27 protein-coding genes, 1 tRNA gene and 1 pseudogene are annotated in these 22726 nt (G+C 60.3%); 5 read left to right on the forward strand and 24 right to left on the reverse strand.

Annotated elements, in window-relative coordinates; translation table 11 throughout:
* Nucleotides 1–5 precede the first annotated feature (5 nt).
* The 17 genes from CLV74_RS09335 to fabD form a co-directional block, all read right to left on the reverse strand.
* Nucleotides 6–668 (reverse strand): phage tail tape measure protein, encoded by a 663-nt coding sequence (locus CLV74_RS09335; RefSeq protein WP_170108018.1) that lies wholly within the window; start codon nt 666–668, stop codon nt 6–8.
* Complete coding sequence (locus tag CLV74_RS09340) at nt 665–856, reverse strand: rcc01693 family protein (RefSeq protein WP_106263968.1); 192 nt, start codon at nt 854–856, stop codon at nt 665–667. Before CLV74_RS09340 ends, CLV74_RS09335 begins: the two co-directional genes overlap by 4 nt.
* Nucleotides 853–1176, reverse strand: coding sequence for a gene transfer agent family protein (locus CLV74_RS09345; RefSeq protein ID WP_106263969.1), 324 nt, complete (start codon nt 1174–1176; stop codon nt 853–855). The genes CLV74_RS09340 and CLV74_RS09345 overlap by 4 nt, the downstream gene beginning before the upstream one ends.
* The gene (locus CLV74_RS09350; protein WP_106263970.1) at nt 1176–1589 is read right to left on the reverse strand and encodes a phage major tail protein, TP901-1 family; all 414 of its coding nucleotides are present in this window, start codon (nt 1587–1589) and stop codon (nt 1176–1178) included. The genes CLV74_RS09345 and CLV74_RS09350 overlap by 1 nt, the downstream gene beginning before the upstream one ends.
* Nucleotides 1590–1609: 20 nt before the next feature.
* Nucleotides 1610–2002, reverse strand: a complete 393-nt coding sequence (locus CLV74_RS09355) for a DUF3168 domain-containing protein (protein ID WP_106263971.1) — start codon at nt 2000–2002, stop codon at nt 1610–1612.
* Nucleotides 1999–2337: a head-tail adaptor protein gene (locus tag CLV74_RS09360; RefSeq protein ID WP_106263972.1), complete on the reverse strand. Its 339-nt coding sequence runs from the start codon at nt 2335–2337 to the stop codon at nt 1999–2001. Before CLV74_RS09360 ends, CLV74_RS09355 begins: the two co-directional genes overlap by 4 nt.
* Nucleotides 2325–2933 carry a head-tail connector protein gene (locus tag CLV74_RS09365; RefSeq protein ID WP_106263973.1) on the reverse strand — a complete coding sequence of 203 codons (609 nt, stop codon included), beginning with the start codon at nt 2931–2933 and terminating at the stop codon, nt 2325–2327. Before CLV74_RS09365 ends, CLV74_RS09360 begins: the two co-directional genes overlap by 13 nt.
* Before the next feature lie 140 nt (nt 2934–3073).
* Nucleotides 3074–4255 (reverse strand): phage major capsid protein, encoded by a 1182-nt coding sequence (locus CLV74_RS09370; RefSeq protein WP_106263974.1) that lies wholly within the window; start codon nt 4253–4255, stop codon nt 3074–3076.
* 20 nt (nt 4256–4275) lie between these two features.
* On the reverse strand, nt 4276–4809 hold the full coding sequence (locus CLV74_RS09375; RefSeq protein WP_106263975.1) for an HK97 family phage prohead protease: 534 nt from the start codon (nt 4807–4809) through the stop codon (nt 4276–4278).
* A 5-nt stretch (nt 4810–4814) separates the two neighbouring features.
* Nucleotides 4815–5987 carry a phage portal protein gene (locus CLV74_RS09380; RefSeq protein WP_106263976.1) on the reverse strand — a complete coding sequence of 391 codons (1173 nt, stop codon included), beginning with the start codon at nt 5985–5987 and terminating at the stop codon, nt 4815–4817.
* A gap of 99 nt (nt 5988–6086) precedes the next feature.
* Entirely contained in the window at nt 6087–7373 is a 1287-nt protein-coding gene (locus CLV74_RS09385; protein ID WP_245888501.1) for a DNA-packaging protein, read from the reverse strand.
* Nucleotides 7357–7704: a hypothetical protein gene (locus tag CLV74_RS23140; protein WP_245888502.1), complete on the reverse strand. Its 348-nt coding sequence runs from the start codon at nt 7702–7704 to the stop codon at nt 7357–7359. The genes CLV74_RS09385 and CLV74_RS23140 overlap by 17 nt, the downstream gene beginning before the upstream one ends.
* 251 nt (nt 7705–7955) lie before the next feature.
* A complete protein-coding gene (gene mltG, locus CLV74_RS09390; protein ID WP_106263978.1) occupies nt 7956–9119 on the reverse strand; it encodes an endolytic transglycosylase MltG in 1164 nt (387 codons plus the stop codon).
* Nucleotides 9119–10378 carry a beta-ketoacyl-ACP synthase II gene (fabF, locus tag CLV74_RS09395; RefSeq protein ID WP_106264232.1) on the reverse strand — a complete coding sequence of 420 codons (1260 nt, stop codon included), beginning with the start codon at nt 10376–10378 and terminating at the stop codon, nt 9119–9121. Before fabF ends, mltG begins: the two co-directional genes overlap by 1 nt.
* A 213-nt stretch (nt 10379–10591) precedes the next feature.
* A complete protein-coding gene (locus CLV74_RS09400) occupies nt 10592–10825 on the reverse strand; it encodes an acyl carrier protein (RefSeq protein ID WP_106263979.1) in 234 nt (77 codons plus the stop codon).
* Between the two features lie 224 nt (nt 10826–11049).
* A complete protein-coding gene (gene fabG / locus CLV74_RS09405) occupies nt 11050–11787 on the reverse strand; it encodes a 3-oxoacyl-ACP reductase FabG (RefSeq protein WP_106263980.1) in 738 nt (245 codons plus the stop codon).
* An 89-nt stretch (nt 11788–11876) separates the two neighbouring features.
* A complete protein-coding gene (gene fabD / locus CLV74_RS09410) occupies nt 11877–12812 on the reverse strand; it encodes an ACP S-malonyltransferase (RefSeq protein WP_106263981.1) in 936 nt (311 codons plus the stop codon).
* A gap of 146 nt (nt 12813–12958) precedes the next feature.
* Between fabD and CLV74_RS09415 the strand changes: the two genes are divergently transcribed.
* Nucleotides 12959–14152 carry a cytochrome b/b6 domain-containing protein gene (locus CLV74_RS09415; protein WP_106263982.1) on the forward strand — a complete coding sequence of 398 codons (1194 nt, stop codon included), beginning with the start codon at nt 12959–12961 and terminating at the stop codon, nt 14150–14152.
* Between the two features lie 33 nt (nt 14153–14185).
* Here the strand turns inward: CLV74_RS09415 and CLV74_RS09420 are convergent, their stop codons facing one another.
* The 3 genes from CLV74_RS09420 to CLV74_RS09430 form a co-directional block, all read right to left on the reverse strand.
* Nucleotides 14186–14719, reverse strand: a complete 534-nt coding sequence (locus tag CLV74_RS09420) for a hypothetical protein (RefSeq protein WP_106263983.1) — start codon at nt 14717–14719, stop codon at nt 14186–14188.
* Nucleotides 14720–14938: 219 nt separating this feature from the next.
* Entirely contained in the window at nt 14939–15511 is a 573-nt protein-coding gene (locus CLV74_RS09425; protein ID WP_106263984.1) for a YceI family protein, read from the reverse strand.
* 156 nt (nt 15512–15667) lie between these two features.
* Nucleotides 15668–16216, reverse strand: a complete 549-nt coding sequence (locus CLV74_RS09430) for a hypothetical protein (protein WP_146134921.1) — start codon at nt 16214–16216, stop codon at nt 15668–15670.
* 299 nt (nt 16217–16515) lie between these two features.
* Between CLV74_RS09430 and rpsF the strand changes: the two genes are divergently transcribed.
* From rpsF to rplI, 3 genes are read left to right on the forward strand one after another with little or no spacing between them, the layout of a single operon-like run.
* Entirely contained in the window at nt 16516–16878 is a 363-nt protein-coding gene (rpsF, locus tag CLV74_RS09435; RefSeq protein ID WP_106263986.1) for a 30S ribosomal protein S6, read from the forward strand.
* Between the two features lie 25 nt (nt 16879–16903).
* The gene (gene rpsR, locus CLV74_RS09440) at nt 16904–17131 is read left to right on the forward strand and encodes a 30S ribosomal protein S18 (RefSeq protein WP_013961325.1); all 228 of its coding nucleotides are present in this window, start codon (nt 16904–16906) and stop codon (nt 17129–17131) included.
* Nucleotides 17132–17143: 12 nt separating this feature from the next.
* Nucleotides 17144–17734, forward strand: a complete 591-nt coding sequence (gene rplI, locus CLV74_RS09445; protein ID WP_106263987.1) for a 50S ribosomal protein L9 — start codon at nt 17144–17146, stop codon at nt 17732–17734.
* A gap of 73 nt (nt 17735–17807) precedes the next feature.
* On the opposite strand, the pseudogene CLV74_RS09450 reads toward rplI, so the two are convergent.
* From CLV74_RS09450 to CLV74_RS09460, 3 genes and pseudogenes are all read right to left on the reverse strand, one after another.
* Nucleotides 17808–18158: pseudogene (locus CLV74_RS09450) on the reverse strand (N-acetyltransferase family protein); the annotation flags it as partial.
* 416 nt (nt 18159–18574) lie between these two features.
* Nucleotides 18575–19912, reverse strand: coding sequence for a trigger factor (tig, locus tag CLV74_RS09455; RefSeq protein ID WP_106263989.1), 1338 nt, complete (start codon nt 19910–19912; stop codon nt 18575–18577).
* Nucleotides 19913–20279: 367 nt separating this feature from the next.
* Nucleotides 20280–20364, reverse strand: a tRNA-Leu gene (locus tag CLV74_RS09460).
* Between the two features lie 140 nt (nt 20365–20504).
* On the opposite strand from CLV74_RS09460, the gene CLV74_RS09465 reads away from it, so the two are divergent.
* Entirely contained in the window at nt 20505–20969 is a 465-nt protein-coding gene (locus CLV74_RS09465) for a Hint domain-containing protein (RefSeq protein WP_106263990.1), read from the forward strand.
* Here the strand turns inward: CLV74_RS09465 and CLV74_RS09470 are convergent.
* Nucleotides 20966–22642: an NAD(P)H-hydrate dehydratase gene (locus CLV74_RS09470; protein ID WP_106263991.1), complete on the reverse strand. Its 1677-nt coding sequence runs from the start codon at nt 22640–22642 to the stop codon at nt 20966–20968. The genes CLV74_RS09465 and CLV74_RS09470 overlap by 4 nt on opposite strands.
* Between the last annotated feature and the right edge of the window lie 84 nt (nt 22643–22726).

The raw sequence follows: 22726 nt of genomic DNA on the forward strand, positions 1-22726 counted from the left end.
CTGAATTAGCGGTTGCGCTGGCCGCGCCCAATGGCACGGCCCATTTCAGCAGCGATCTGGCTTTGGCTGCGGCGGAAACCTTGCGCGTCAGGGGTCGAGATATTCATGACCACCTGTACAGGTTGCCCGCCTCCTTGCGCCTGAACCCCCAAGCGGCCATCGGCCCCGCGTGTGAGAGGCATGATGGCTTCGGGGCCAGCCTCGCCCATGAGGCCGGTCGCACCGCGCATGGGAAAGGTTGTCGGCTGGCTGACAACGCCGCCGTTGGCAAAAGGCATCACCCGTCCTTGGGTGAACGCCCCCCCATTGGCAAAAGGCGGAATCCCCTGCATCCACGAACCGATCCCCGAGGCCAACAGCCCGCCGAAATGATCGGTCACAGGTTTCACCGCCGACGAATAGGCATTGCGCAGAATGCTTTGCCCCATGTTGCCCAACGCATCCGACAGGCGTGCGCCATCTAGCACCACCGCATCGACCGCTGAGCGCAGGTTCCGCGAAATGCCACTGTCCAAATGGCGGATATCTACGGTCGCTCCGGCAATCGAATTTCGCATCCGCGCCAGTTCCGCCTCGAAAACATCGGTCATGCCCATCACCCCGTCAAAGCGGGTCTCAAGGCGATCAAGGGCGATATCCAGATCGTCCAGATTGTCCATCGTGCCTATCCTTTGTCTTGGTCAGGAAAGGCCGCCGCCAACTCTTCCAAGCGGCGACGCCCCATGGGGCGCTGGTTTAGATCACGCCCGGTCATTTGCATGATTTCGGCAGGCGTCAGGCGCCAAAAAGCATCAGGTGTCAGACGCAACTCGGTCAGAGCGATCCTCAGCAATCCGCCAAAGTCCAAGCACCTCATGCGCTGCCCCCCACAGGGCCAAACGCAAGCGCCAGAAGCCGTGCGGCCACCTGCGAGGCCTCAATTGCGCCACCTTCGATCTCCGCGCTAGCCAGATCGCGGGCCGAGCCATCCCAGCCGCCGCCCCGAAGTCCTGCACAAAGCAAGGCGATCAGATCGCGGCTGCGATAGTTGCCCGCCTCAAACCGTTCGATCAGATCGATCAGCCCCTCGGCGTGCAACTGCGCCTCCAACTCGGCCAATGCACCCAAAGTCAGTTTCAAAACATGAACACGGCCATCCAGCGTCAAGGCCACCTCGCCCGCCCAAGGGTTCACCATCACAGCGCCGTGAAGGTCAACGCACCGGCCGAGGACAGAGCGATCTCATAGGTCGCCTCGCCGTCATGACTGCCCGCATATTCCAGAGAACTGACCAGAAACGGCCCTTGCACCAGACCGAAATCGGGGATCACCACCTGAAACGCAGGAGTTTCCCCTTCAAAGAAAATCTGACGCGCCCGCTCATCGGTGGCCGCGTCCTTGAACACGCCCGAGCCCGAGATCGACGCCGACTTCATCCCTGCGCCCCCAAGCAACTCACGCCAGCCACCTTCGCTTTCCAGCGAGGTCACATCGACCGTTTCTGCATTGAAATTGATCCGAGTGGCCCGCAGACCTGCGATGGTCTCGAACACGCCATCACCGCTCTGATCCACCTTGATCAGCAGATCCTTACCCGCTTGTGCGCCCATGTCTTAGCCTTTCCAGAAAATCACTGTGCTGCGATCTGCGCTCGAAAGCGCAAATCAATCTGTCTGCCGTCTGCTGTCCGGCGGGCCTTTCCCTTCAGGAACTTTAGCCAGACCAACCGGCCCGAACTCAGCGGCAGATCGCCGTCTTCCAAAGCCACCGCAATCGCGGCGGCCACCTGCTTGGCCTCAAGAAAACCGGCGGCCGTGGACACGACCGACACATCGAACCCGTGCAAAGCGCCCCAGTCCTCGGCGTCGCTACGGTCCTTCACCTCTTCAGCGCCAAGGATCACGTAGGTCTCAGGCAAGGTGCCCGAAGGGGCCGCATCAAACACCGGCGCCGTTATGGTCTCATCGCCGCTGAGGCAGGCATAAACGGCGCTTTGAAGAGCGGCGGATGCGCGATAGCTCATGCGGCCACCTCCTCTTCTGCGTGGCAGGTCAGGTAACGCCCTGCCCGATCGGTTTCGGCCACGGACAGGATCCGCCATAGGCGATCCCCTTCGCGCAGACGTTGGTCCGGTCTGGGCCGCGCCGCCGCTGCATGAGGGGCCGCCCGCACCGTGATGCGGTACCGTGTCCGCGACACAGCCTGCGCGGCCCCTCCGGCTTCGCGTCCCGAACCTGCGCGCACATCGGCCCAAAGGGTTCCCAACGCGACCCAGCCCGAGCGGGTGCCACCTGCGCCATCAGGCGTGGTCTCCAACTCTTCCAGCACCAGCTCGCGGGTCAAATTCACACCGCGCATGCGCCAATCCTTCCAAAGCTGCGAACCGTCCGGTACCGCTCGATCAGGCAATCCACGCCAAAGGGAATTTCCGAGCTGCCCTCGGCGCTGTGGTGGCGGAATTCGTAGAAATGTGCGGCCAGTAGCAGAACCGCTTGCGCCAGATCCTCGGGCAAGCCTGCCCAATCCTCGGCAAAACCCGCGATAAAGTAGATCTCGGCAAAGCCGTCCTGCGGAATGGTGGGCAAATAGCTACCACGGGTCAGAATGCGGGGCCGCTGGAAATCCTGGCTTAGGCGATAACGCTCCGCCGGAACGATGGTCAGATTGTCATCCGCATCAACAACGCTCAGTTCCAGAATGCGTTTCACCGGCGCAAGGGGTAGCGACTGCCCGCTTTCTTCGCGCCAAACGTCAAAGCGGCAGGAAAACTCTCGCGCGATCAATGCTTTACCCGTACGCCCCTCAATGGCTGCAAGCGCCGCACGCAGGTAGCCTTCTAACACCGCATCCTGCACGGCATCTGCCGCAAATCCGGTGCCAAGACGCAGGTGCTGCTTGAAAACTTCAAGCGGCAACGCCGTCTGCGCAACTTTGGTTTCTTCTTTCAGGATCATATGCCTCTCCGAATTCCGACTGCCTCAGAAGCGGCCCTGCGAATGCGCTGCCCTCATGCGGGGGATGTGCCGGACGGCAGACACAGCGCAGAGCCGGACAAGCCCCTACTCAAGGGCTTGCCCATCCGTTCAGGCCGCCTTTACGAGGCCGAGAACTTCAGCAGTTTGATCGCCGCAAAGTCGCTGACATCGCCGCCAACACGCTTGGTCGCATAGAACAGAACATGGGGCTTGGCGCTGAAGGGGTCGCGCAGAACGCGCAGATCAGGACGCTCGGCCACGGTGTAGCCCGACTGGAAATCACCAAAGGCAATCGCGCAGGCACCGGTTATGATGTCGGGCATGTCCTCAGCAATCAGCACCGGATAGCCAAGCAGACGCGCAGGCTCGCCAGCGGCCAGACCATCCGACCACAGGAAGCGACCGTCATTGTCCTTCAGCTTGCGCACCTGACCTGCGGTCTTCGAGTTCATGACGAACTGCGCACGGGCACGGTACTGGGCCCCCAGCGCATAGACCAGATCGATCAGGCTCTCAGCGCCCGTGAACTCTCCGTCTGCGCCAGTGGGAACGTAGCCCAGATTTCCCCAGGTCCAGATGTCGTTGTCCACGCGCCCGTGGGTCAGGAAGCCCTTGGGCTTTTCGACACCGTCGCCGCTGACAAAGGCTGCTGCCTCGGCACGAGCGAACTTGTCGGCAATACGGCCCGCCAGCCAGCCTTCCACATCAAATGCGCTGTCATCCAGCAACCGCTGCGAAGCTTTAGGCAGCGCCGACAGTTCATGCAGCGGGATGGTGATGCGGTCGATCTGCGGGCTAGCAGTTTCGGCCATGGTCGAGGTCTCATTCGCCCAACCGTGACCCAGTTCCGCATGATCGATCAGCACATCATAACTGGTGGCCTCGACGCTGACCACATTGGCAATCGCACGCAGCGATGCGGTCGAGGTCAGAACGCTTGAAATGCGCTGGCTGGTTTGGGGGTCCACCAGATAGCCGCCGTCACCGGCAACCGCGGTGGACATGCCCTTGGCTTCCAGTTCCAGACCACGCAGGCCGTCATCGTCGCCGGTCCGCAGGTAGGCGTCAAAGGCCTTCTTATGGGGCACATCTGCCGAATGTGCAGCGGCCAGCGCGGGACGGGTAGCGGTCATGGTTTTGCGATCCAGCATGGTCAGTCTCTCTTCCTGCTTGTCAAACTTCGCTTCAATATCACCCCTGAACGCGCTGAAAGCGTTCAAGAATTCCGAGATTGCCGATTGCACCTCATGGGTATCGGACATAGCTTCTCCGTTCCGTGGCAACGCCTCGGTCAGATCCATCGTCGTTCTCCTGTCATTGATTATCCGGCGTGCATTACCTTGGCGGCATCCCGGAAAGCATCGGCGACGTGGCGCCAATTCGGGTCGGCCATTTCGCCCTTACGGGCGACTGTCGCCGTTGGCAGCATGGGGAAAGTCACTAATGAGACCTCCCACAGATCCACCTCTTTCAGAATGCGGTGGCCACTCTGATCCTTCACCGCTTTGGTGCAGCGATAGCCGATAGACAGCCCGTCAATCGCACCCGCTTCGATCAGCGCCGCCGCCTCGCGGCCCTTCTCGACACCGTCCAGAAGGCGCCCTTTCACCCAAAGGCCATGATCGTCCTCGCGCAGCTCGTCCCAGACGCCGATAGGCTGCGCCGGATCGTGCTGCCACAGCATCCGCACCGGACGGCCCGAACGCTGGAGGTCCTCAAGACACGCTTTATAGGCGCCCGCAGCCACCACATCACCGCCGCGATCCACCTGCCCGAAGACCGAGGCATAGCCCGAAATCACCGCACCCTCTGCGGTCAGGGCAGCCTCGGTCTGGCAAAACTTTTTCTCCAGCATCTTGCTTACTCCTCTTGAGGACGGGGCGGCAGGCCAAGAGCCACGCGCTTTTCCGCATCGGTCAGGAACTCGGCCGAGGCAACACGGCGCCAACGCGCCTCACGCTCTTCAGACAGTGCCGGAATCTGGTCCAGATCGGGGCCAAGCGTCAGCGCCTCGCCGGTCAGTTCCGACAGCCAGTTCGACATGGCCGCTAGCACCTTGCTGGCCAAGGGTAGCACCGTCAGGCGATAGAATGCCCGATGCGCTTCCTGATAATTGGCATAGGTCGCATCCCCGGGGATCCCCAGCAGCATCGGCGGCACACCGAAGACCAGCGCAATATCGCGGGCAGCAGCTTCCTTGGTCTTCTGGAACTCCATATCGCTGGGGCTGAACCCCATCGGTTTCCAGTCCAGACCTCCCTCCAGCAACATCGGACGGCCTGCATTTCGGGCACCGGTGTGATGGGCCTCCATTTCCGACACCAGACGGTCGTATTGATCGGCACTCATCGCGCCCTGACCCTCAGCGCCCTTGTAGACAATCGCCCCCGAAGGCCTCGCCGCATTGTCCAGCAACGCCTTCGACCAACGCGCCGCCGCATTATGCACATCCACCGCGGTCGAGGCTGCCTCAAGCGGCGTCAGTCCATAATGGTCGTCCTGCGGGTGAAAGTTGCGAATATGACAAACCGGCTTGCCTTCAGTCATGTCGTAGCGATGCTTGCGGTTTCCCAGCACATAGTCATAGGCCACAGGCCAGCCATCCGCCCCCGGAACCACATGCATCCGGTCCGAGCGCAGCACATACAATTCATGCGGCGCCATCTCGCCAACCGCTTCCAGATAGCCATTCCCAGACAGCAACAGCTGCCCATAAAGCGCCTCTAGAAACTCGGCCCGCCCCTGCGCCGGATTAGGGCGCTGCAAAAGGCCAAGCCAGGGATGAGTCGAAAACCGCGCATCCTCACTCTGCAAGACCAGCGGCAGCGCCGCAGCCGCCTCGGCGATCACCTTCACCGCGCGAAACCCCACCGGATTGCCCGTGAAGCCCGCCCGCGTCAGCGACACAGTATCCCGAGGCGTCCAGCTCACGCGTCCCGCGCCCGACCAATGCACCACGGGACCGGCCGCGCTGGCTTTGGTCTCGGGTGCTACCTCGGAAGCCGGCCGCCGGAATAGATCGAATACCGCCATTGTCCCTCCGTTTTATCCGACCCGAGCCCGTCCCGCGTCGTTGAAAAGCACTATCTTGCCAAAAAGTTAAAAGTTTCTCGGACCACCGTACGGTGGGTCTCAAAGGCTGCGCACGCTCGGGCGACGGACTGTTGCCGCGCCCACGATCATCACCTCGGTCAAAGCCCAGACCAGCGCATCAACACGGTCAGGGCTGCCCTTGCCCTCATAGCCACGCGGCCCCATCCGGCACATCTGATCTTCCAGTTCATCAAGGCCGGACACATGGCGCACTCGTCCCTGCTCATACAACGCCGCCACAGGCTCGGCCCGCGCCACCTTCCCGCGCGATGCATGAACCTTGCGGTAAGGCACCATCGGGTCCACCTGTCGCAAGACGGTCTCTACCAAATCGCCCCCTTGGTTGACCTCAGCCACCAGCCGATCCGCCCCGTGGCGGTGAAACGCGGCAACCGCCGCCTGCGCCCAAGTCAAAGGCGACGCCGCCCCGACCGAGGCATCCTCCAGCACATAGGCCCGCCAAGCCTGCGGCGACCCTTGCATGGTCACACCCACAACCACGATCCCGCATAGATCCGATCCCGAATGCCCCGTCACCGGCGGGTCCACAGCCACAACCACACGGTCCAGCACTGGCACCTCAACCACCTGCGCCGCCGCCAATGCACCAGAGCGCCATAACGCGCCCTCAGCCTCTTCCAGCAACACGCCATCCAACTCCTGACGGCCAAGCCGCGTGCCCCCGTAGCGCGCCTCTACTTCGGCCAGAAACCCCTCCGCCAGATTGGCACGGTTGTCCTGCGTCCGCGCATGGGTCACCACAGTCGATTGCGCCGCCAAAAGCTGCTTCAAGACCCCCACATTGCGCGGTGTGGTCGTCACACAAACCTTAGGGTCGTCTCCAAGCCGCAGCGCAAACTGCAACATGTCCCACGCATCCTGCGCGTTCTTCCACTTGGCCAACTCATCGACCCAAGCCCCGTCAAACTGTGGCCCGCGCAACCCCTCAAAATCATGGGCCGAGAATGCCGCCGCCTCAGCCCCGTTCGGCCACACCAAACGCCGCCGTCCTGCAACCCACTCGGGTCGCCGGTCAGGGGGCGAGCACGCAATGATCCCGCTCTCGCCAAACACCATTACCTCGCGCACCTGATCAAAGGTCTCCCCCACCAAGGCGATGCGCGAACAGTCCCCCGCATCCATAGGCCGCGCCCCCTCGACACGGGATCGCACCCATTCGGCACCGGCGCGGGTTTTCCCCGCGCCGCGCCCTCCCATAATCACCCAAGCCCGCCAATCCCCCGATGGCGGCAACTGGTGCGGCATCGCCCAGAAATCGAACAGCCAAGGCAAAGCAACCAGCTCCGGTTCAGTCAGACTGTCCAAAAAGGCCTCCCTCACCCCGTGCGGCGCGCAAGCGATCCAGTCGGCGCCCGATCGAAGCCCTTGCCCCGGCAAGGTCCAACTCTGCTCCGCCACCGGCCCGTCCTCTTGTTCGCACGTCATATTGGTTCTCCAACTCATAGGCACGGCTCAGCCATTTACGCAGCTCAGCCAACCGTTTCTCACTCTCCTTCGGCGCATCCACAACTCCGCTGCGAATACCCTCCTGAAGGGTGATCACTTCATTCATCAGATCGCCCACTTGTCCTGCGGCCGCGCGAATGTCGCGCAGCAAACGATCGGTGGGCTGGTCTGTTTCAGTGATATTGCTCATGGTCTCTTGCCTCTCATGCGTGAGCCCGCACAAGAAAACCGGCGCCTGCCTCAAAATGCTCCGGTTCCGTCCAGCTTGGGTCCAAGACTACGCTCCGCAATCGAAACCGCATAGTGACACGCCGTCAGCCCGCGCGGCCTCTCAACCTCGCGGTAAGCTTCTTTCATCTTGGTGGAAAATACCTCCGCCGGAGGCAGCGGCGCGATAGCGGCGCCCGAAATGCAAAAGGCGCCCCAGAGGGCGCCTTTCGATCAGTTTGCTGTCTTGGCTTGCTCGGCCTCGATGGCCCGCCATTTGGCTACATTGGCGTTATGCTCGGCCAGTGTGGCGGCAAAAGCATGTCCGCCAGTCCCATCGGCCACAAAGAACAAATAGTCGCTCTGGGCGGGGCCTACGGCGGCCTGCAGGCTGGCCAGACCAGGGTTCGCAATCGGTGTCGGCGGCAAGCCACGGATCACATAGGTGTTCCAGGGGGTCTCGCGGCGCAATTCAGACTGACGCAGGCCACGGCCCAAGACGCCCTTTCCTTCGGTCACGCCATAGATCACCGTCGGGTCGGTTTGCAGCGGCATCCCCTGCTCCAGACGATTCACAAAGACGCTGGACACCAGAGGGCGCTCCGATGCCACACCAGTCTCTTTCTCGATGATCGAGGCCAGCGTCACCATCTCTTCCGGCGTCGCGATCGGCAGATCAGACACCCGCGTCGCCCAAACCGATGCAATCCGGTCGTTTTGCAACTGAACCATCCGGTCAATGACGCTAGAACGGCTGTCGCCAACGCTAACCTCATAGCTGTCCGGCGCCAGCGAGCCCTCGGCGGGAACCGCCGCAATCTCGCCTTCCAGCACGTCCACAGCTTTCAGCGCCTCTACCACCTGCCAGCTGGTCACACCTTCGGCCAGCGCCACGCGATAGCGCGTATCAGCACGGCTTTTGACTTCGGTCACTTCCGCAGGCACCTCGGTGTCGCCACCGGGTGTGTACTCGGCGATTTCCTCAAAGCGGCCCGTTGCGGGGTCCATCTCGCGCACTTCGCCAAGCAGCGAGTTTACACCAACGCGATAGACAATCTCTGTCCCGCAAGAGCTGGCACCACCACGGGTCACGATATCGACGATCTCTTCCATCGATGCGCCTTCGGGCACCAGATAGCTGCCCGCCTTCAGTTGCGCGGTCTTGTCCGCGTAATCGGCACCGATGCGCATGATCTGCGGGCTGCTGATCGCCCCTTCCGAGGCCAGCCAGTCGCTGACGCGGGTAAAGTTGCTGCCACGCTCTACGCGCAGACAGATCGCCGCCTCTAACGGTCCCTCAGCCGTGTACTGGCGCTTGCCCCATAGGACCACGCCAGCCAACAGAAAGATCGCAACAACCAGAAACGTCAGCGCGTTCGAGGCGACACTCCGCCACATCAGCTGACCTTCCCGAACAGTACGCTCGCGTTAGTGCCGCCAAAGCCAAAACTGTTCGACAGTGCCACGTTGATCTCGCGCTCAACTTTCTTGTTGGGGGCCAGATCGATCTTGGTTTCAACCGCAGGGTTGTCCAGGTTGATGGTCGGCGGCGCAACCTGATCGCGGATCGCCAGGATCGAGAAGATCGCCTCAATCGCGCCAGCCGCGCCCAGAAGGTGACCGGTCATCGACTTGGTCGAAGACATGGTCGCTTTGCCAGCCGCATCCCCAAGCAGACGCTCGACCGCGCCAAGCTCGATCACGTCAGCCATGGTCGAGGTGCCGTGCGCATTGATGTAATCAATCGCCGATGCCTCGATACCTGCGTTTTTCAGTGCCGCACGCATAGAACGCTCGCCGCCTTCACCATCCTCGCTGGGGGCGGTGATGTGATAGGCGTCACCCGACAGACCATAGCCCAGTACTTCGGCATAAATCTTGGCACCGCGTGCTTTCGCGTGTTCGTATTCTTCCAGAACCACAACGCCCGAGCCTTCGCCCATAACGAAACCGTCACGGTCGATGTCATAGGGACGGCTTGCTGCTTCCGGCGCATCGGGACGCTTGGTCGACAGCGCCTTACAGGCGTTAAAGCCCGCAATCCCGATTTCCGAGATCGCACTTTCCGCGCCGCCAGCAACCATCACATCCGCATCACCATGCTGAATCAGACGGGCCGCATCGCCAATGGCATGGGCACCGGTCGAACAGGCGGTAACCACAGCGTGGTTGGGGCCTTTGAAACCGAACTTAATGCTCACCTGACCTGAGATCAGGTTGATCAGCGCGCCAGGAATAAAGAACGGCGACACACGACGCGGGCCCTTTTCCTTGATCAGCAGCGCCGTCTCGGCGATCGAGTTCAGACCACCGATGCCCGAGCCGATCATCACACCGGTGCGCAGCAGGCTTTCCTCGTCCTCAGGGGTCCAGCCCGCATCGTGAACAGCCTGAGTCGCTGCGGCGACACCATAGAGAATGAAATCATCAACCTTGCGGCGCTCTTTGGCGGGCATCCATTCGTCGGGATTGAAGGTCCCGTTGGTGCCATCCCCGTAAGGAATCTCGCAAGCATAGGTGGTTGCCAGCGCGCTGGCATCAAATCTCTGGATCGGAGCCGCCCCCGATTCACCAGCAAGAATACGCGTCCAAGTTTCTTCGACCCCGCATGCCAGCGGTGTAACCATACCCAGACCTGTGACCACGACGCGACGCATGTGACTGCCCTTCTTCGTTGATGCTTTGCCGCTCATTACCCCGCCTTTCCCTGTCGGGGCAAGGCCTTGGCCACATTCTGGGCCCGGTTTTGCGGCTTTCCGCGACGCTGCAGTGCCGCAATCGCAGCTTTCATTGGCAGCATAGCAGGATTGATTCGCCAACAAAAACGGCGCCCGCTAGGGGCGCCGTCCGTCTCTCATAAAGAGAGAAACTTAGGAAGCTTCGCTGATGAATTTAACAGCGTCGCCGAAGGTCTGAATGGTTTCAGCTGCGTCATCGGGGATTTCGATGCCGAACTCTTCTTCGAACGCCATCACCAGTTCTACGGTGTCCAGGCTGTCTGCGCCCAGATCGTCGATGAACGAAGCGTTCTCGGTGACCTTGTCTTCTTCAACGCCCAGATGTTCTACAACGATCTTCTTTACGCGTTCTGCGACATCGCTCATGTCAATTCCTCATCACTTCTTAGGCTTATCGCCCGATTGTTGCCCTCGCCCCGAGGGGTGGACGGTCTCTTTGCCCGTAAGGGCGGCTCTCATTCCGGAGACAAGCGCCGCCGGTCGAACAGCCGAAGCGTCTGTGACAAACACCTCCGGCTAAAAATCTGCGCCGCCTATAGCACATCGCATCGCCTACGCAAACGCTTTCGCACAAGGCCGCGCAGAAGCGCTTATAGCATCGCCATGCCGCCGTTGACGTGGATGGTGGTGCCGGTCACGTAACCCGCCTCGTTGCTGGCCAGATAAAGAGCCGCCGCTGCGATCTCTTCGGGGTTGCCCATACGGCCCGCAGGGATCTGGGTCAGGATCGCCTCTTTCTGCTTGTCGTTCAGCTTGTCGGTCATGGCAGTGGCGATAAAGCCCGGCGCAATCGCGTTCACAGTGATGCCCCGTGCGGCCACTTCATAGGCCAGCGACTTCGACATTCCCACCATGCCCGCTTTGGCAGCTGCATAGTTGCCCTGACCAGGGTTGCCGGTGGCACCTACGATGCTGCTGATGTTCACGATCCGGCCCCAGCGTGCCTTCATCATCCCGCGCAGAACGCCACGGCACAGACGGAAGGTCGATGTCAGGTTGATATCCAGAACCTGCGCCCATTCTTCATCCGACATGCGCATGAACAGGTTGTCACGGGTGATACCGGCGTTGTTCACCAGAATGTCCACGCTACCCATGGCCTCGACCGCCTGCTTCGGCAGCGCTTCCACAGCTTCCGCATCACCAAGGTTACAGGGCAACACATGGGCGCGCTCGCCCAATTCCGCCGCCAGCGCCTCCAAAGGCTCCACACGGGTGCCGCTCAGACCAACGGTCGCGCCCGCTGCGTGCAGGGCCTTGGCGATCTCGCCGCCAATCCCGCCCGAGGCACCGGTGACCAGTGCATTCTTACCGCTCAGATCAAACATCTCTTAATTCCTTCCTCGCAGGACCCTATTTCATCTTGGTCCAAATACCTTGCGGGGGTCCGGGGGCGCAAAGCCCCCGGCCTTACCGATCAACCGGCCTCGACAGCCGCTTTTACATCATCAGGAGTGCCAACCGCGCGGGTCGCAACGCTCTTGTCGATACGCTTGACCATGCCGCTCAGGGCTTTGCCCGCACCGATTTCCCAGATTTCGGTGACGCCCTGCGCCGCCATCCACGCCACGCTCTCGCGCCAGCGGACCGAACCGGTGACCTGCTCGACCAACAGATCGCGGATCAAACCGCCTTCGGTCACAGCTTCGGCGCGCACGTTGGCCACCAACGGCACCACTGGGGCCTTAATCTCCACACCGGCCAGAGCCTCGGCCATCGCGTCGGCTGCAGGCTGCATCAATGCGCAATGGAACGGCGCACTCACAGGCAGCAGCAGCGCACGCTTGGCGCCCTTTTCCTTTGCCAGATCGCAAGCACGCTCGACCGCCGCCTTGTGGCCCGAGATCACGACCTGCGAAGGATCGTTGTCATTTGCCGCCTGACAGACTTCGTCGCCAGCCGCCTCTGCTGCCACAGCCGCAGCGGTTGCAAAGTCCAGCCCCAGCAAGGCCGCCATCGCGCCAACGCCCACAGGCACAGCCGCCTGCATCGCACTGCCGCGCAGACGCAGCAGACGGGCGCAATCGGCCACCGACAGGGAACCCGCTGCCGCCAATGCCGAATATTCTCCCAGCGAATGGCCCGCCACGAAAGCTGCCGAAGACACCTCGATGCCTTCTGCTTCCAGCGCGCGCATGGCCGCCAGCGAGGTCGCCATCAGCGCAGGCTGCGCGTTCTGGGTCAGGGTCAGGGTCTCGATATCACCTTCCCAGATCAGACCGGACAGGTTCTCGCCCAAAGCCTCATCAACCTCGTCGAAAACCGCCTTGGCTGCGGGATAGGCTTCGGCCAGCGCCTTACCCATTCCGATCGTCTGCGCCCCTTGTCCCGGGAACACGAAAGCACGTGTCATTGGTTATCCCCTTTAACTGCGTTTCGCCGAGGGATAGACGCATCTTCCCCCTACGACAAGCAGCGGCACAGATATTGTGCGGGAACTGAGATTGGCGCTCGCGCGTAAATGCTTAGGATCAGGACTAGATTACCGGAGACCCCCTCATGCCCCTTTCCAATAGCGAAATGCGCTACGGCGCTGTCGCGAAAACCCTGCACTGGACCACAGCCCTGCTGATCCTGACGCTGATTCCCCTCGGGATGATCGCGGAAGAGCTGCCCTATGAGACCAGCGCAGAGCTTGCGACCAAGACATTTGCCTTTTCTATGCACAAAACCCTCGGAGTGGCGGTATTTTTCGTCGCCCTGATCCGCATCCTCTGGGCCATGACCCAAAAGAAACCTGGGCTTTTGAATGCAGACAAACCGCTAGAGGCCACGCTGGCCGAGACCGTCCACTGGCTGCTTTACGGATCGCTGGTTCTGGTGCCCCTGACAGGCTGGGTGCATCACGCCGCCGTTGACGGCTATGCGCCAATCTGGTGGCCCTTTGGTCAGAACCTGCCCTTCGTGGCGAAAGATGCCGCTTTGTCTGAAACCGCCTCGGTGCTGCACGACATTTTCGGCAAAGTGCTGATCGTCTCGCTGATCCTGCATATCGCGGGCGCGGTAAAGCACCATGTGATCGATCGCGATGCCACCCTTCTGCGGATGCTGCCCGGCTTTCCCGCCGTGCCGCCATTGCCCAAACAACACCACAACATCTTCGCACCGATTCTGGCATTGATGATCTGGGCGGGCGTTGTTCTGGCGGGTGTCGCCGCCGGAGCCTTCACCCACCCCGAACCAACCGCCAGCGCCCCTGCCCTAGAACAAGCGGACAGCGAATGGGCCGTACAATCGGGACAGATCGCCATCACCGTCCAGCAGATGGGCAGCGCAGTTGAGGGGCAGTTTCAGGACTGGACCGCAGAGATCGCCTATGACCCCGATGCGGAAGGCCCTGTGAAAGGCCACACAACCGTCACCATTTCGATCCCCTCGCTCACGCTGGGGACAGTCAGTGATCAGGCGATGGGACCGGACTACTTTGATGCCGAGACCTACCAGACCGCCGTCTTCGATGCCGATCTGGTGCAGACAGAGACCGGCCATGAAGCCCAAGGCACCCTGACCATCAAGGGCACCAGTGTTGCAGCCACCCTACCCTTTGATCTGCAGATCACCGGCGACACTGCGACCGCCAACGGCACCATGACCGTAGACCGCCGCGCCTTCGCCATTGGCGACGGGATGACAGATGAGGCCAACCTTGGCTTTAACGTTCAGATCACAGTTGCCCTGACCGCCACGCGCTAAGCGCCGCGATCACAACGTTTCGGAAAAGGCGGCTCAGGCCGCCTTTTTCGTATCCACCTCGGCCTTGCGGCGACTGCGCCCCAGCAGGGTTCCCGCCAGCAACAGCACGAACACCACAGCCGACAACACGAAGGCCAGTGCATAAGGCAGGTCACGCTGGTTGACCGGCAGCATCGCCAGCAATTCAGTCGGGACCATCATCATGCCGCCAGACATCGGATCGGGTGCCAGCATGGCCTGAACATCCTCGTCCCGCGTCAAAGAGATCGCCGGTCCCTGCATCTCGGCCATACAGATCCCTTCGATCTGGGCCATACGGGGCAAATAGCTGTCCTGTTGCTGCTGCATGCGGTCAGAGGTGCTCCAGAACGCCACCGCCGCCACGGTCGAGACCAACACCATCACCGGCGACCGGCGATAGACCGCAAACACCAGAATTCCCAGAACAACGCTGACCGCCCATAGGGTCAACCATAGCGACTGCGCCTCAAGACGGCTAAAGTTCTCGAAGATCGAGAAATACTCGTCGCGCAGCAAATTCGCGCACAGATGTACAACACTGTTCATGTCCTATCCCCATTTTATTAATTCCATCAGGGTAAAATCCCGATCAGCCTCCCAAAATTGCGCAAACAAATACACGCGCGGGCGCTGCCTTATCGGAGAACACTAATATAAAACAAATACTCCCCGCCGATGACAGAACCGGCGGGGAGTTTCAATAAAACATACGGTTATAGGGCGGTCCAACAGGGATATTTGCCGGAAACGCCCGTAAGTCCGGCCTTATTCGGCCTTCATTGCCTCGATCGAGATCTGGATCGCGACTTCGTCGCTGACGTAGGGCGCGTACATGCCCATGTCGAATTCGCTGCGCAGCACAGTGGTGGTCGCGTTGAAACCAACCCAAGGCTTGCCCGCCATCGGGTGATCGCCCATCTGGTTCATCACGGTGTCCAGAACGATGGCTTTGGTTACGCCATTGATGGTCAGATCGCCGGTGATGTTGGCGGTCTTATCGCCGGTCACTTCGATGCCGGTCGAAACAAAGCTAACGGCGGGCGCGGCTTCTGCATCAAAAAAATCAGCAGTCAGAAAGTGGGTGGTACGCTCGTCCCAGCCGGTGATCAGCGACGCGGTGGGGAATTCAACGGTGACCGAGCTGTCTGCAGGTGCTTCGGCGTCAAACATGATCTCGCCTTCAAAGCCCGAGAACATCCCCCAAGTGGTCGAGAAGCCCAAGTGATTGTACTGGAACACAATCTGGCTGTGGCTGGAATCGAGGGTGTATTTTTCGGGTGCAGCAGAGGCAACGGTTGCAGTGGCGGCCAGCAGGGCTGCGATCAGAGTCGATTTCATGATGAAGTCTCCAGAGAGGGTTGTACTTTCTCGGAAACCAAGATTGCCCGAAGCGCGGCTTCGGGCAATTCGCGTTTGGCCCACACGGTCTGTGAGCGGATGAACAGTAAAACCGATGATTTTGCGGTTATCTGTTCATCCTTGCGATGACGGCGCTTAGGCCAGGCCGCAGATCTCGCGGCGCATCCGCTCGCCAAAGCGATGGGGGTCAATGGACCCGTTCACCCGCATCCGCAGCACTTCGCGGCCTGCGCGGTCCAGCGCGACCATCTCGCCATCGTCGAAATGCACGTCGGCCAACTGCGCAAAGGGGTGGCAGGCAATCAGCTTGCTGGCCCCACGGCGCGACCGTTGCAGCACGCGCAATTCGCGACGTTGCAGATCCAGCTGCACCTCTGGGCGCCCTGTGCCCTGCCCGGCTTGCAGCAGGATCATCCCTGCAAAGAACGACACTAACGATATGCCAAGCTTGACCAGCAGGATCTCGTTCTTGATGGCCAGTCCCGGCCATATCCATAACCCAAGCGCGGCGCTGACCAGTCCCACGCCACAAACGGTCGCGGCTATCCGGATCAACGGGAACACACGGTCCCTTTGTCCCACGCAATACACAACAAAGCCCCAGATCGTCGGTTCGACCTCCAAGGCATCACTCATAGGTGGCGCAGCATTGCGCCCTGTAACGGTTTCACTCAGAACCACCATGTCCCTATCCCTAAACAGTTTTTGGTTCGTTAACAGATGATTAAACCTTCGAGGCAACAATGAGGCGCGAACGCGGAGTTTGCGCGGTAGGGTGCAACAATCCCTGCCACATTTCTGCGTGCCCTCAGATTTAGCGCCAACAGGCTGAACGCATCCGTCACCGGCGCTTGTCATTTTAGCAAACTCGTGTATATCGGCGCTTCCTTCGCAAATAACTGAACCGCGCGGCCTCTCGTGGGTGGGGCGAAGGATGCAAACCCGCCCTATGAAACGCGCTTGTATATGAACGGAGATATAACATGGCTCTCTACGAGCATGTCTTTATCGCGCGCCAGGACCTTTCCGGCGCTCAGGCCGAAGGCCTGATCGAACACTTCTCGACCGTCCTGAAGGACAATGGTGGCAACGTCGTCGGTAGCGAATACTGGGGCGTCAAGACCATGGCCTACAAGATCAACAAAAACCGCAAGGGCCACTACGCCTTCCTGCGCACCAACGCCCCCTCGGCAGCGGTTCAGGAAATGGAACGCTTGATGCGTCTGCATGACGACGTGATGCGCGTTATGACCATCAAGGTCGACGAGCACGCAGAGGGCCCCTCGGTCCAGATGCAGAAGCGCGAAGAGCGCGGCGAGCGTAGCGAACGCCGTGAGCGTCGCTGAGCGGTTTAGGAAAAGGAAGTAAACCATGGCTACCAAACCGTTTTTCCGCCGTCGCAAGGTGTGCCCCTTCTCGGGCGATAACGCACCCAAGATCGACTACAAGGACACCCGTCTGCTGCAGCGCTACATCTCTGAGCGCGGCAAGATCGTTCCTTCGCGTATCACCGCCGTTTCGGCGAAGAAGCAGCGTGAACTGGCTCGTGCCATCAAGCGCGCCCGCTTCCTCGCTCTGCTGCCCTACGCCGTGAAATAAGGAGATACTACAATGCAAGTGATCCTTCTTGAGCGCGTAGCAAAGCTTGGCCAGATGGGCGAAGTCGTTGACGTCAAAGCGGGCTACGCCCGTAACTACCTGCTGCCCCAGAAAAAGGCTCTGACCGCCTCGAAAGCAAACATCGCTGCTTTCGAAGTCCAGAAAGCCCAACTGGAAGCACGTAACCTGGAAACCAAAAAAGAAGCCGCTGCACTGGCCGAAAAGCTGGATGGCCAGCAGTTCGTCGTGATTCGCGCGGCATCGGACGCCGGTTCGCTCTACGGTTCTGTCACCACCCGTGACGCCGCAGACGCAGCTGCCGAAGCTGGTTTCTCGGTTGACCGCAAGCAGGTTGTCCTGACTGCACCGATCAAAGAACTGGGCCTGCACGACGTACACGTCGTTCTGCACCCCGAAGTTCAGGCAACCGTTCAGCTGAACGTTGCCCGCTCGGTGGAAGAAGCAGAACTGCAGGCTTCGGGCAAGTCGATCCAGGAACTGGCTGCCGAAGAAGAAGCTGCTGCAGAATTCGAAGTCTCGCAGCTGTTCGACGACCTCGGCTCGGCTGCTTCGGACGACGACGAAGAGACCGCTTCGGAGTAAGGCAATCGCCTTACCCAAATCCCGAAGCTATGACGCCGCGCAGCCCACCTGCGCGGCGTTTCTTATTGGCGGATCAGATCAACGTCGACAAATCCCGCCAGCCATAGGCCACGGCCCGCACCTCTGCCCCACCGCGATCCTCAAGGCGCTCGGCAACAGGCGCGCCTCCCAGCGCTTCGTAAAACCCCCGTGCGCCCTTATTGCTCTCCAGCACCCACAAGGCCACGCCGCCCAATCCGGCCGCCGCCATTCGCACCGCGAGCCAGCGCATCAATTCCCGTCCAAGCCCGCATCCCTGCGCCCGCTTCAGCACATATAGGGCCGAGACCTCAGCCCCGAATCCGGCAGCCTTCAACCCGCCATCTGGCTGTGGGCGCATTGAGACAAAGCCAACACGCTCCCCGCCCATCTCAGCCACACATACCGCTAAATCATCCCGATCCGCCGCAAGAGAGAAAACCTCCTACCACAAAGCTCGCTTCTCAGATGTTTCCAACCCATCCAACAAGCTGGACGGCAACAATCCGCGGTAGGTTTCTCGCCGCGCAGCCACATGAATTTCAGCAATAGCCCAAGCATCAGCCAAAACCGTTTCTCGCACATTCCCCACAACTACCTCCCGCTTCCTTATTGCCCAAATACTCATGGCCCTGCCCATCCAGTCGGCGCACAGGCGGAAGGCGTGCGATGGAGTATTTTCATCAAGAAGAAGCCCCTCAGCGAACCCGCTTCTTCTTGACTGAAATACTCACTGCGACGCATCCACCAAAAGCTCATGGCATGAAAAAAGGGCCGCCCCATTCAGGAGCGGCCCTCAATCTCTAACGCAGTGCGCCTGAATTAGGCGACTTCGTCTTCCAGCGCGTCGACAGCTGCTTTCAGCTCGTCTTTGCTGATCTCTTTATCGGTCAGCTCAACCTGAGCGAAGATGTGGTCAACGACCTTGTCTTCAAAGATCGGCGCGCGCAGCTGCTGCTGCATCTGCGGGTTCTGCTGGATGAATTCAAAGAACTGACGTTCCTGACCGGGGTACTGACGCGCCTGCGCCATAACTGCCTGAGTCATTTCCTGATCGGTCACTTCGACTTCGGCTTTGTTGCCAAGCTCGGCCAGCAGCAGGCCCAGACGCACACGGCGCTCGGCCAGCTTGTTGTGCTCATCGGTCGGCTCGATGGCGCCGTGGTTGTGGTCGTGAACCTCGGGGTTCTCTTCGTGCCACAGCTGGTGTGCGATCTGCTTGGCTTCTGCTTCGACCAGGCTCGGGGGCAGTTCGAAGGTTACCAGACCGTCCAGAGCGTCCAGCAGCTTGCGCTTGGTCACCTGACGGGCAGTGTTCGCGAAGTCTGCTTCCAGACGCTCACGGATCTGACCCTTCAGGGCTTCCAGATCGTCTGCACCGTATTTCTTCGCCAGCTCATCGTCGATCTCGGCTGCTTTGGGCGCCTTAACCGCTTTGATCTTGCACTCGAACACGGCTTCTTTGCCGGCCAGATGCGCTGCGCCGTACTCTTCGGGGAAGGTCACGGTCACGTCTTTTTCTTCGCCAGCTTTCGCGCCGACCAGCTGATCCTCGAAACCGGGGATGAAGCTGTTCGAACCCAGAACCAGCGGGTAATCTTCAGCCGCGCCGCCTTCGAAGGCTTCGCCGTCTACTTTACCAAGGAAGTCGAATACGATCTGGTCGCCGTCTTCTGCAGCAGCGCCTTCGTCACGATCGTCAAAATCCTGAGCGTTCTTTGCCAGGCTTTCCAAAGTCTCGTCGATCTGCGCGTCGTCAGCTTTGACAACCAGCTTTTCCAGCTTGACGCCCGACAGGTCCACTTCGGGGATCTCGGGCAGCTTTTCGTAGGACATCTCGACAGCAACGTCGTCGCCTTCTTTCCAGTCCTCATTGGTCATTTTGACCTGAGGCTGTGCGGCAGGACGGTCGCCCGACTGCTCAAAGTGCTGGTTCATCGCGCCGTCGATGGTTTCCTGCATGGCTTCACCCAGCAGACGCTGGCCGTACTGCTTTTTCAGCAGAGCCATCGGGACTTTACCCTTACGGAAGCCCTTCATCTCGATTTCGGGCTGCGCTTCGATCAGCTTCTCGTTGACCTTGGCATCAAGTTCGGCTGCGGTGACGGTGATCGCATAACCGCGCTTCAGACCTTCGTTCAGCGTCTCAGTGACCTGCATTCGTTTCCCCATAGAAATTAAGGCAGGCACGTGCCCGCCGGATCGGTTTCGGGCCTTCTAAGGCGCTGAAGCCAAGGGCGCAAGGCGTATTTGCGCCCTGCCCCTTACCTATAGGGAATGCGCTGCGGTGCGGCGTAATCAAGGCGAATCCTGCGACTGCCCCTAACGGGCAGGCAAAGCGCCTTTAATTAAGAAAAATTTCGCCGCGCGCCAGAAAGGTTAACGTCCATTGAAGGCATTTTGCGCCAACCGTCACAGCCGCGCCGTCAGACAACCGCGCCAACTATAAAACCCGCGCACAGAAACAGGCACATGCCAAGCAGCTGCGCCATTTGCCAAAAAATCATATCGATTTTGAGGAAATCCGTGGTGCGGGTGGAGGGACTTGAACCCCCACGCCTTGCGGCGCCAGAACCTAAATCTGGTGCGTCTACCAATTTCGCCACACCCGCATCGGAGGTGCTGATTAGCAAAGCTCGGCGGCGGTGGCGAGAGGCAAAATGAATTTTTTTAACCCCGCCTTAATTTCGCCCCGTTTAGTTTGTTTCTCTAAGGACACTTCTGGGGGGAAGTGCTTTTTAAAGAGGTGGCGATGTATTTCGACGCAAAACTGGCATCCGATGTGGCTCAGAACATCCAACGGTCTTGGGGCATTGCCACTGGCACGCAGATATTAACTGCAAAGGGTGCTGTTGACGTCGAATCTCTGAAGGCCGGTGACCGGATCATTACGCGGGATGCGGGAATGGTCGCTGTTGCGCGGGTTGAGATTGAGACCATCGAATGTGACGCCATCCGAATCCGCGCCGGAAGTCTCGGCCATGATCGCCCTGAACAGGATACGCTACTGCCCGCCGGGCAGAAGCTGTTGATCCGCGACTGGCGTTCCAAAGCGATGACCGGAAAAGCACAGGCCCTGATGACCGCCGCTGCACTGGTCGATGGGGAATTCCTGAAAAAGGTAGAGGATGCGCGCCTACAGGTGATCCGCCTTTACTTTGATCAGCCGCGCATCGTCTATGCGGACGGGCTAGAGCTGCACTGCCCTGCGGCCTAAAACCCCAGATCTCTGAAAACCTTTGGTAGCTGCTCTGGCAGATCCTCTGCGATCAGGCCGGGGCCAAAGCTGCGGGCGCATTCCACGTGCAGCCACGCCGCCACAGCGGCCAGATCGATCGCGTGCGAGATTTGCGCCATCTGCGCGGCGGAAAGCCCTGCGATCAGCCCTGCCAGCACATCGCCAGCCCCTGCTGTGCCAAGCCAAGGCGCTTTTCGATCATACAAGGCACTGTGAATTGCGCTGGCGCCGCGATGATCGGCCAGAACGGTGGCCTCACCCTTCAATAGAACGGTTGCCCCCAGACGCTCTGCGGCACGCAATGCTGCGTCGACCTTACCCAAAGCGGGCTTTGAAGGGTCGCTACGGCGCACACGCTGGCCCAGATCAGGGAAAAGCCGTGCAAACTCGCCTTCATGGGGCGTGATCGTCACACCATCGTGGCAGGCTTTAAACAAATCCTCAGGCGTATCAGCAAAGCTTCCGAGCGCGTCGGCGTCCAGAATCACGCGCCGTCCATCCTCAGCCGTCATGCGAAGTGCGGTCAGAACCAGATCACGGGTCCGCTGGCCAACTCCCAGCCCCGGCCCCACGCAGATCGCACTAAGACGATCATCTTCCAGCATTGTAGCCAGCGCTTTGGCGTCCAAAACCTCGGACAGCATAATGGCGTTCAGTTGCGCAGCATTCTCGGCCACAGCTTCGGGCGGCACAGCCAGCGTCACTAGCCCTGCGCCGACGCGCAGTGCCGCACGGGCAGCCATACGGGCAGCGCCCCCCTTACCCGGACCACCGCCAAGGATCAGCGCGTGCCCTCTGTCATACTTGTGGCCACCGGCCCCGATGGCGGTGACAGCCCGCACCCACGCCTTTGTGGGCAGTTCGGGCGGCGGCACCTGCACTGTCGGACCACCTGCGGGAATCGGCACCTGCCCCACTGCATCAGCGTCCAGACCGATATCGACCACCGCTGGAGCAAGATCACTGACCTCTGTCAGACAATGCCCCATCTTGAGCGCATGAAACGTGACACATAGATCTGTGTGCAGTGGCAGCAAACGCGGGCGGACGGTCTCGGGAAAGTAAGCCATGACAGCCTCATCATCCGCGTCCTCTTCCAGAATCGGCACCAGTACCTCGCCCGAATCCACATCAAGCCCCGAGGGGCAATCGACCGCGACCACAAAGCAACGCTTCATACCGTCCTCGGTTTGGCGCTTTGTGACGGTCTCAAATGCGCGGGCGCAGTCGATGGGGATCGGGCGGCTGATCCCGATTCCGAACATCGCATCGAACAAAAATGTCGGGCAGACGCCCTGCCCTGCGGCCTCAGCCGTCATCGGGCGAATCTCGCCTATAGCAGTCCAAAGATCGTGCATGTGGCGGGCGTCGCCGGACAGAGCCTCGGCCTTGCCCCAAAAGAACACTTCAACCGTCCAGCCCATCTCGGACAGGGTACGGGCAATGACAAAGCCGTCGCCGCCGTTATTCCCCGGACCGCACAGTACAACCGCATGATGATTGCAGGATGTCAGATCGCCGATTGCATGAATCGCAGCATCAACTACACCGCGACCGGCCCGCTCCATCAGCTCCAGCCCCGAGGCTGCGCCACTGTCCATGATACTTTTTTCTTTGGCGCGCATTTGTGCAGCCGTCAGGATTTCGCCCATCAATTCACCCCAAAGTTTTCAAACTGCACAATTCTTGATCACCTTGCACATTTTTTATACGCGCCTATAAATTCGGCGGGGGCA

This window comes from Donghicola tyrosinivorans, assembly GCF_003003355.1.
In the GTDB taxonomy this organism is placed as follows: Bacteria; Pseudomonadota; Alphaproteobacteria; order Rhodobacterales; family Rhodobacteraceae; genus Donghicola; species Donghicola tyrosinivorans.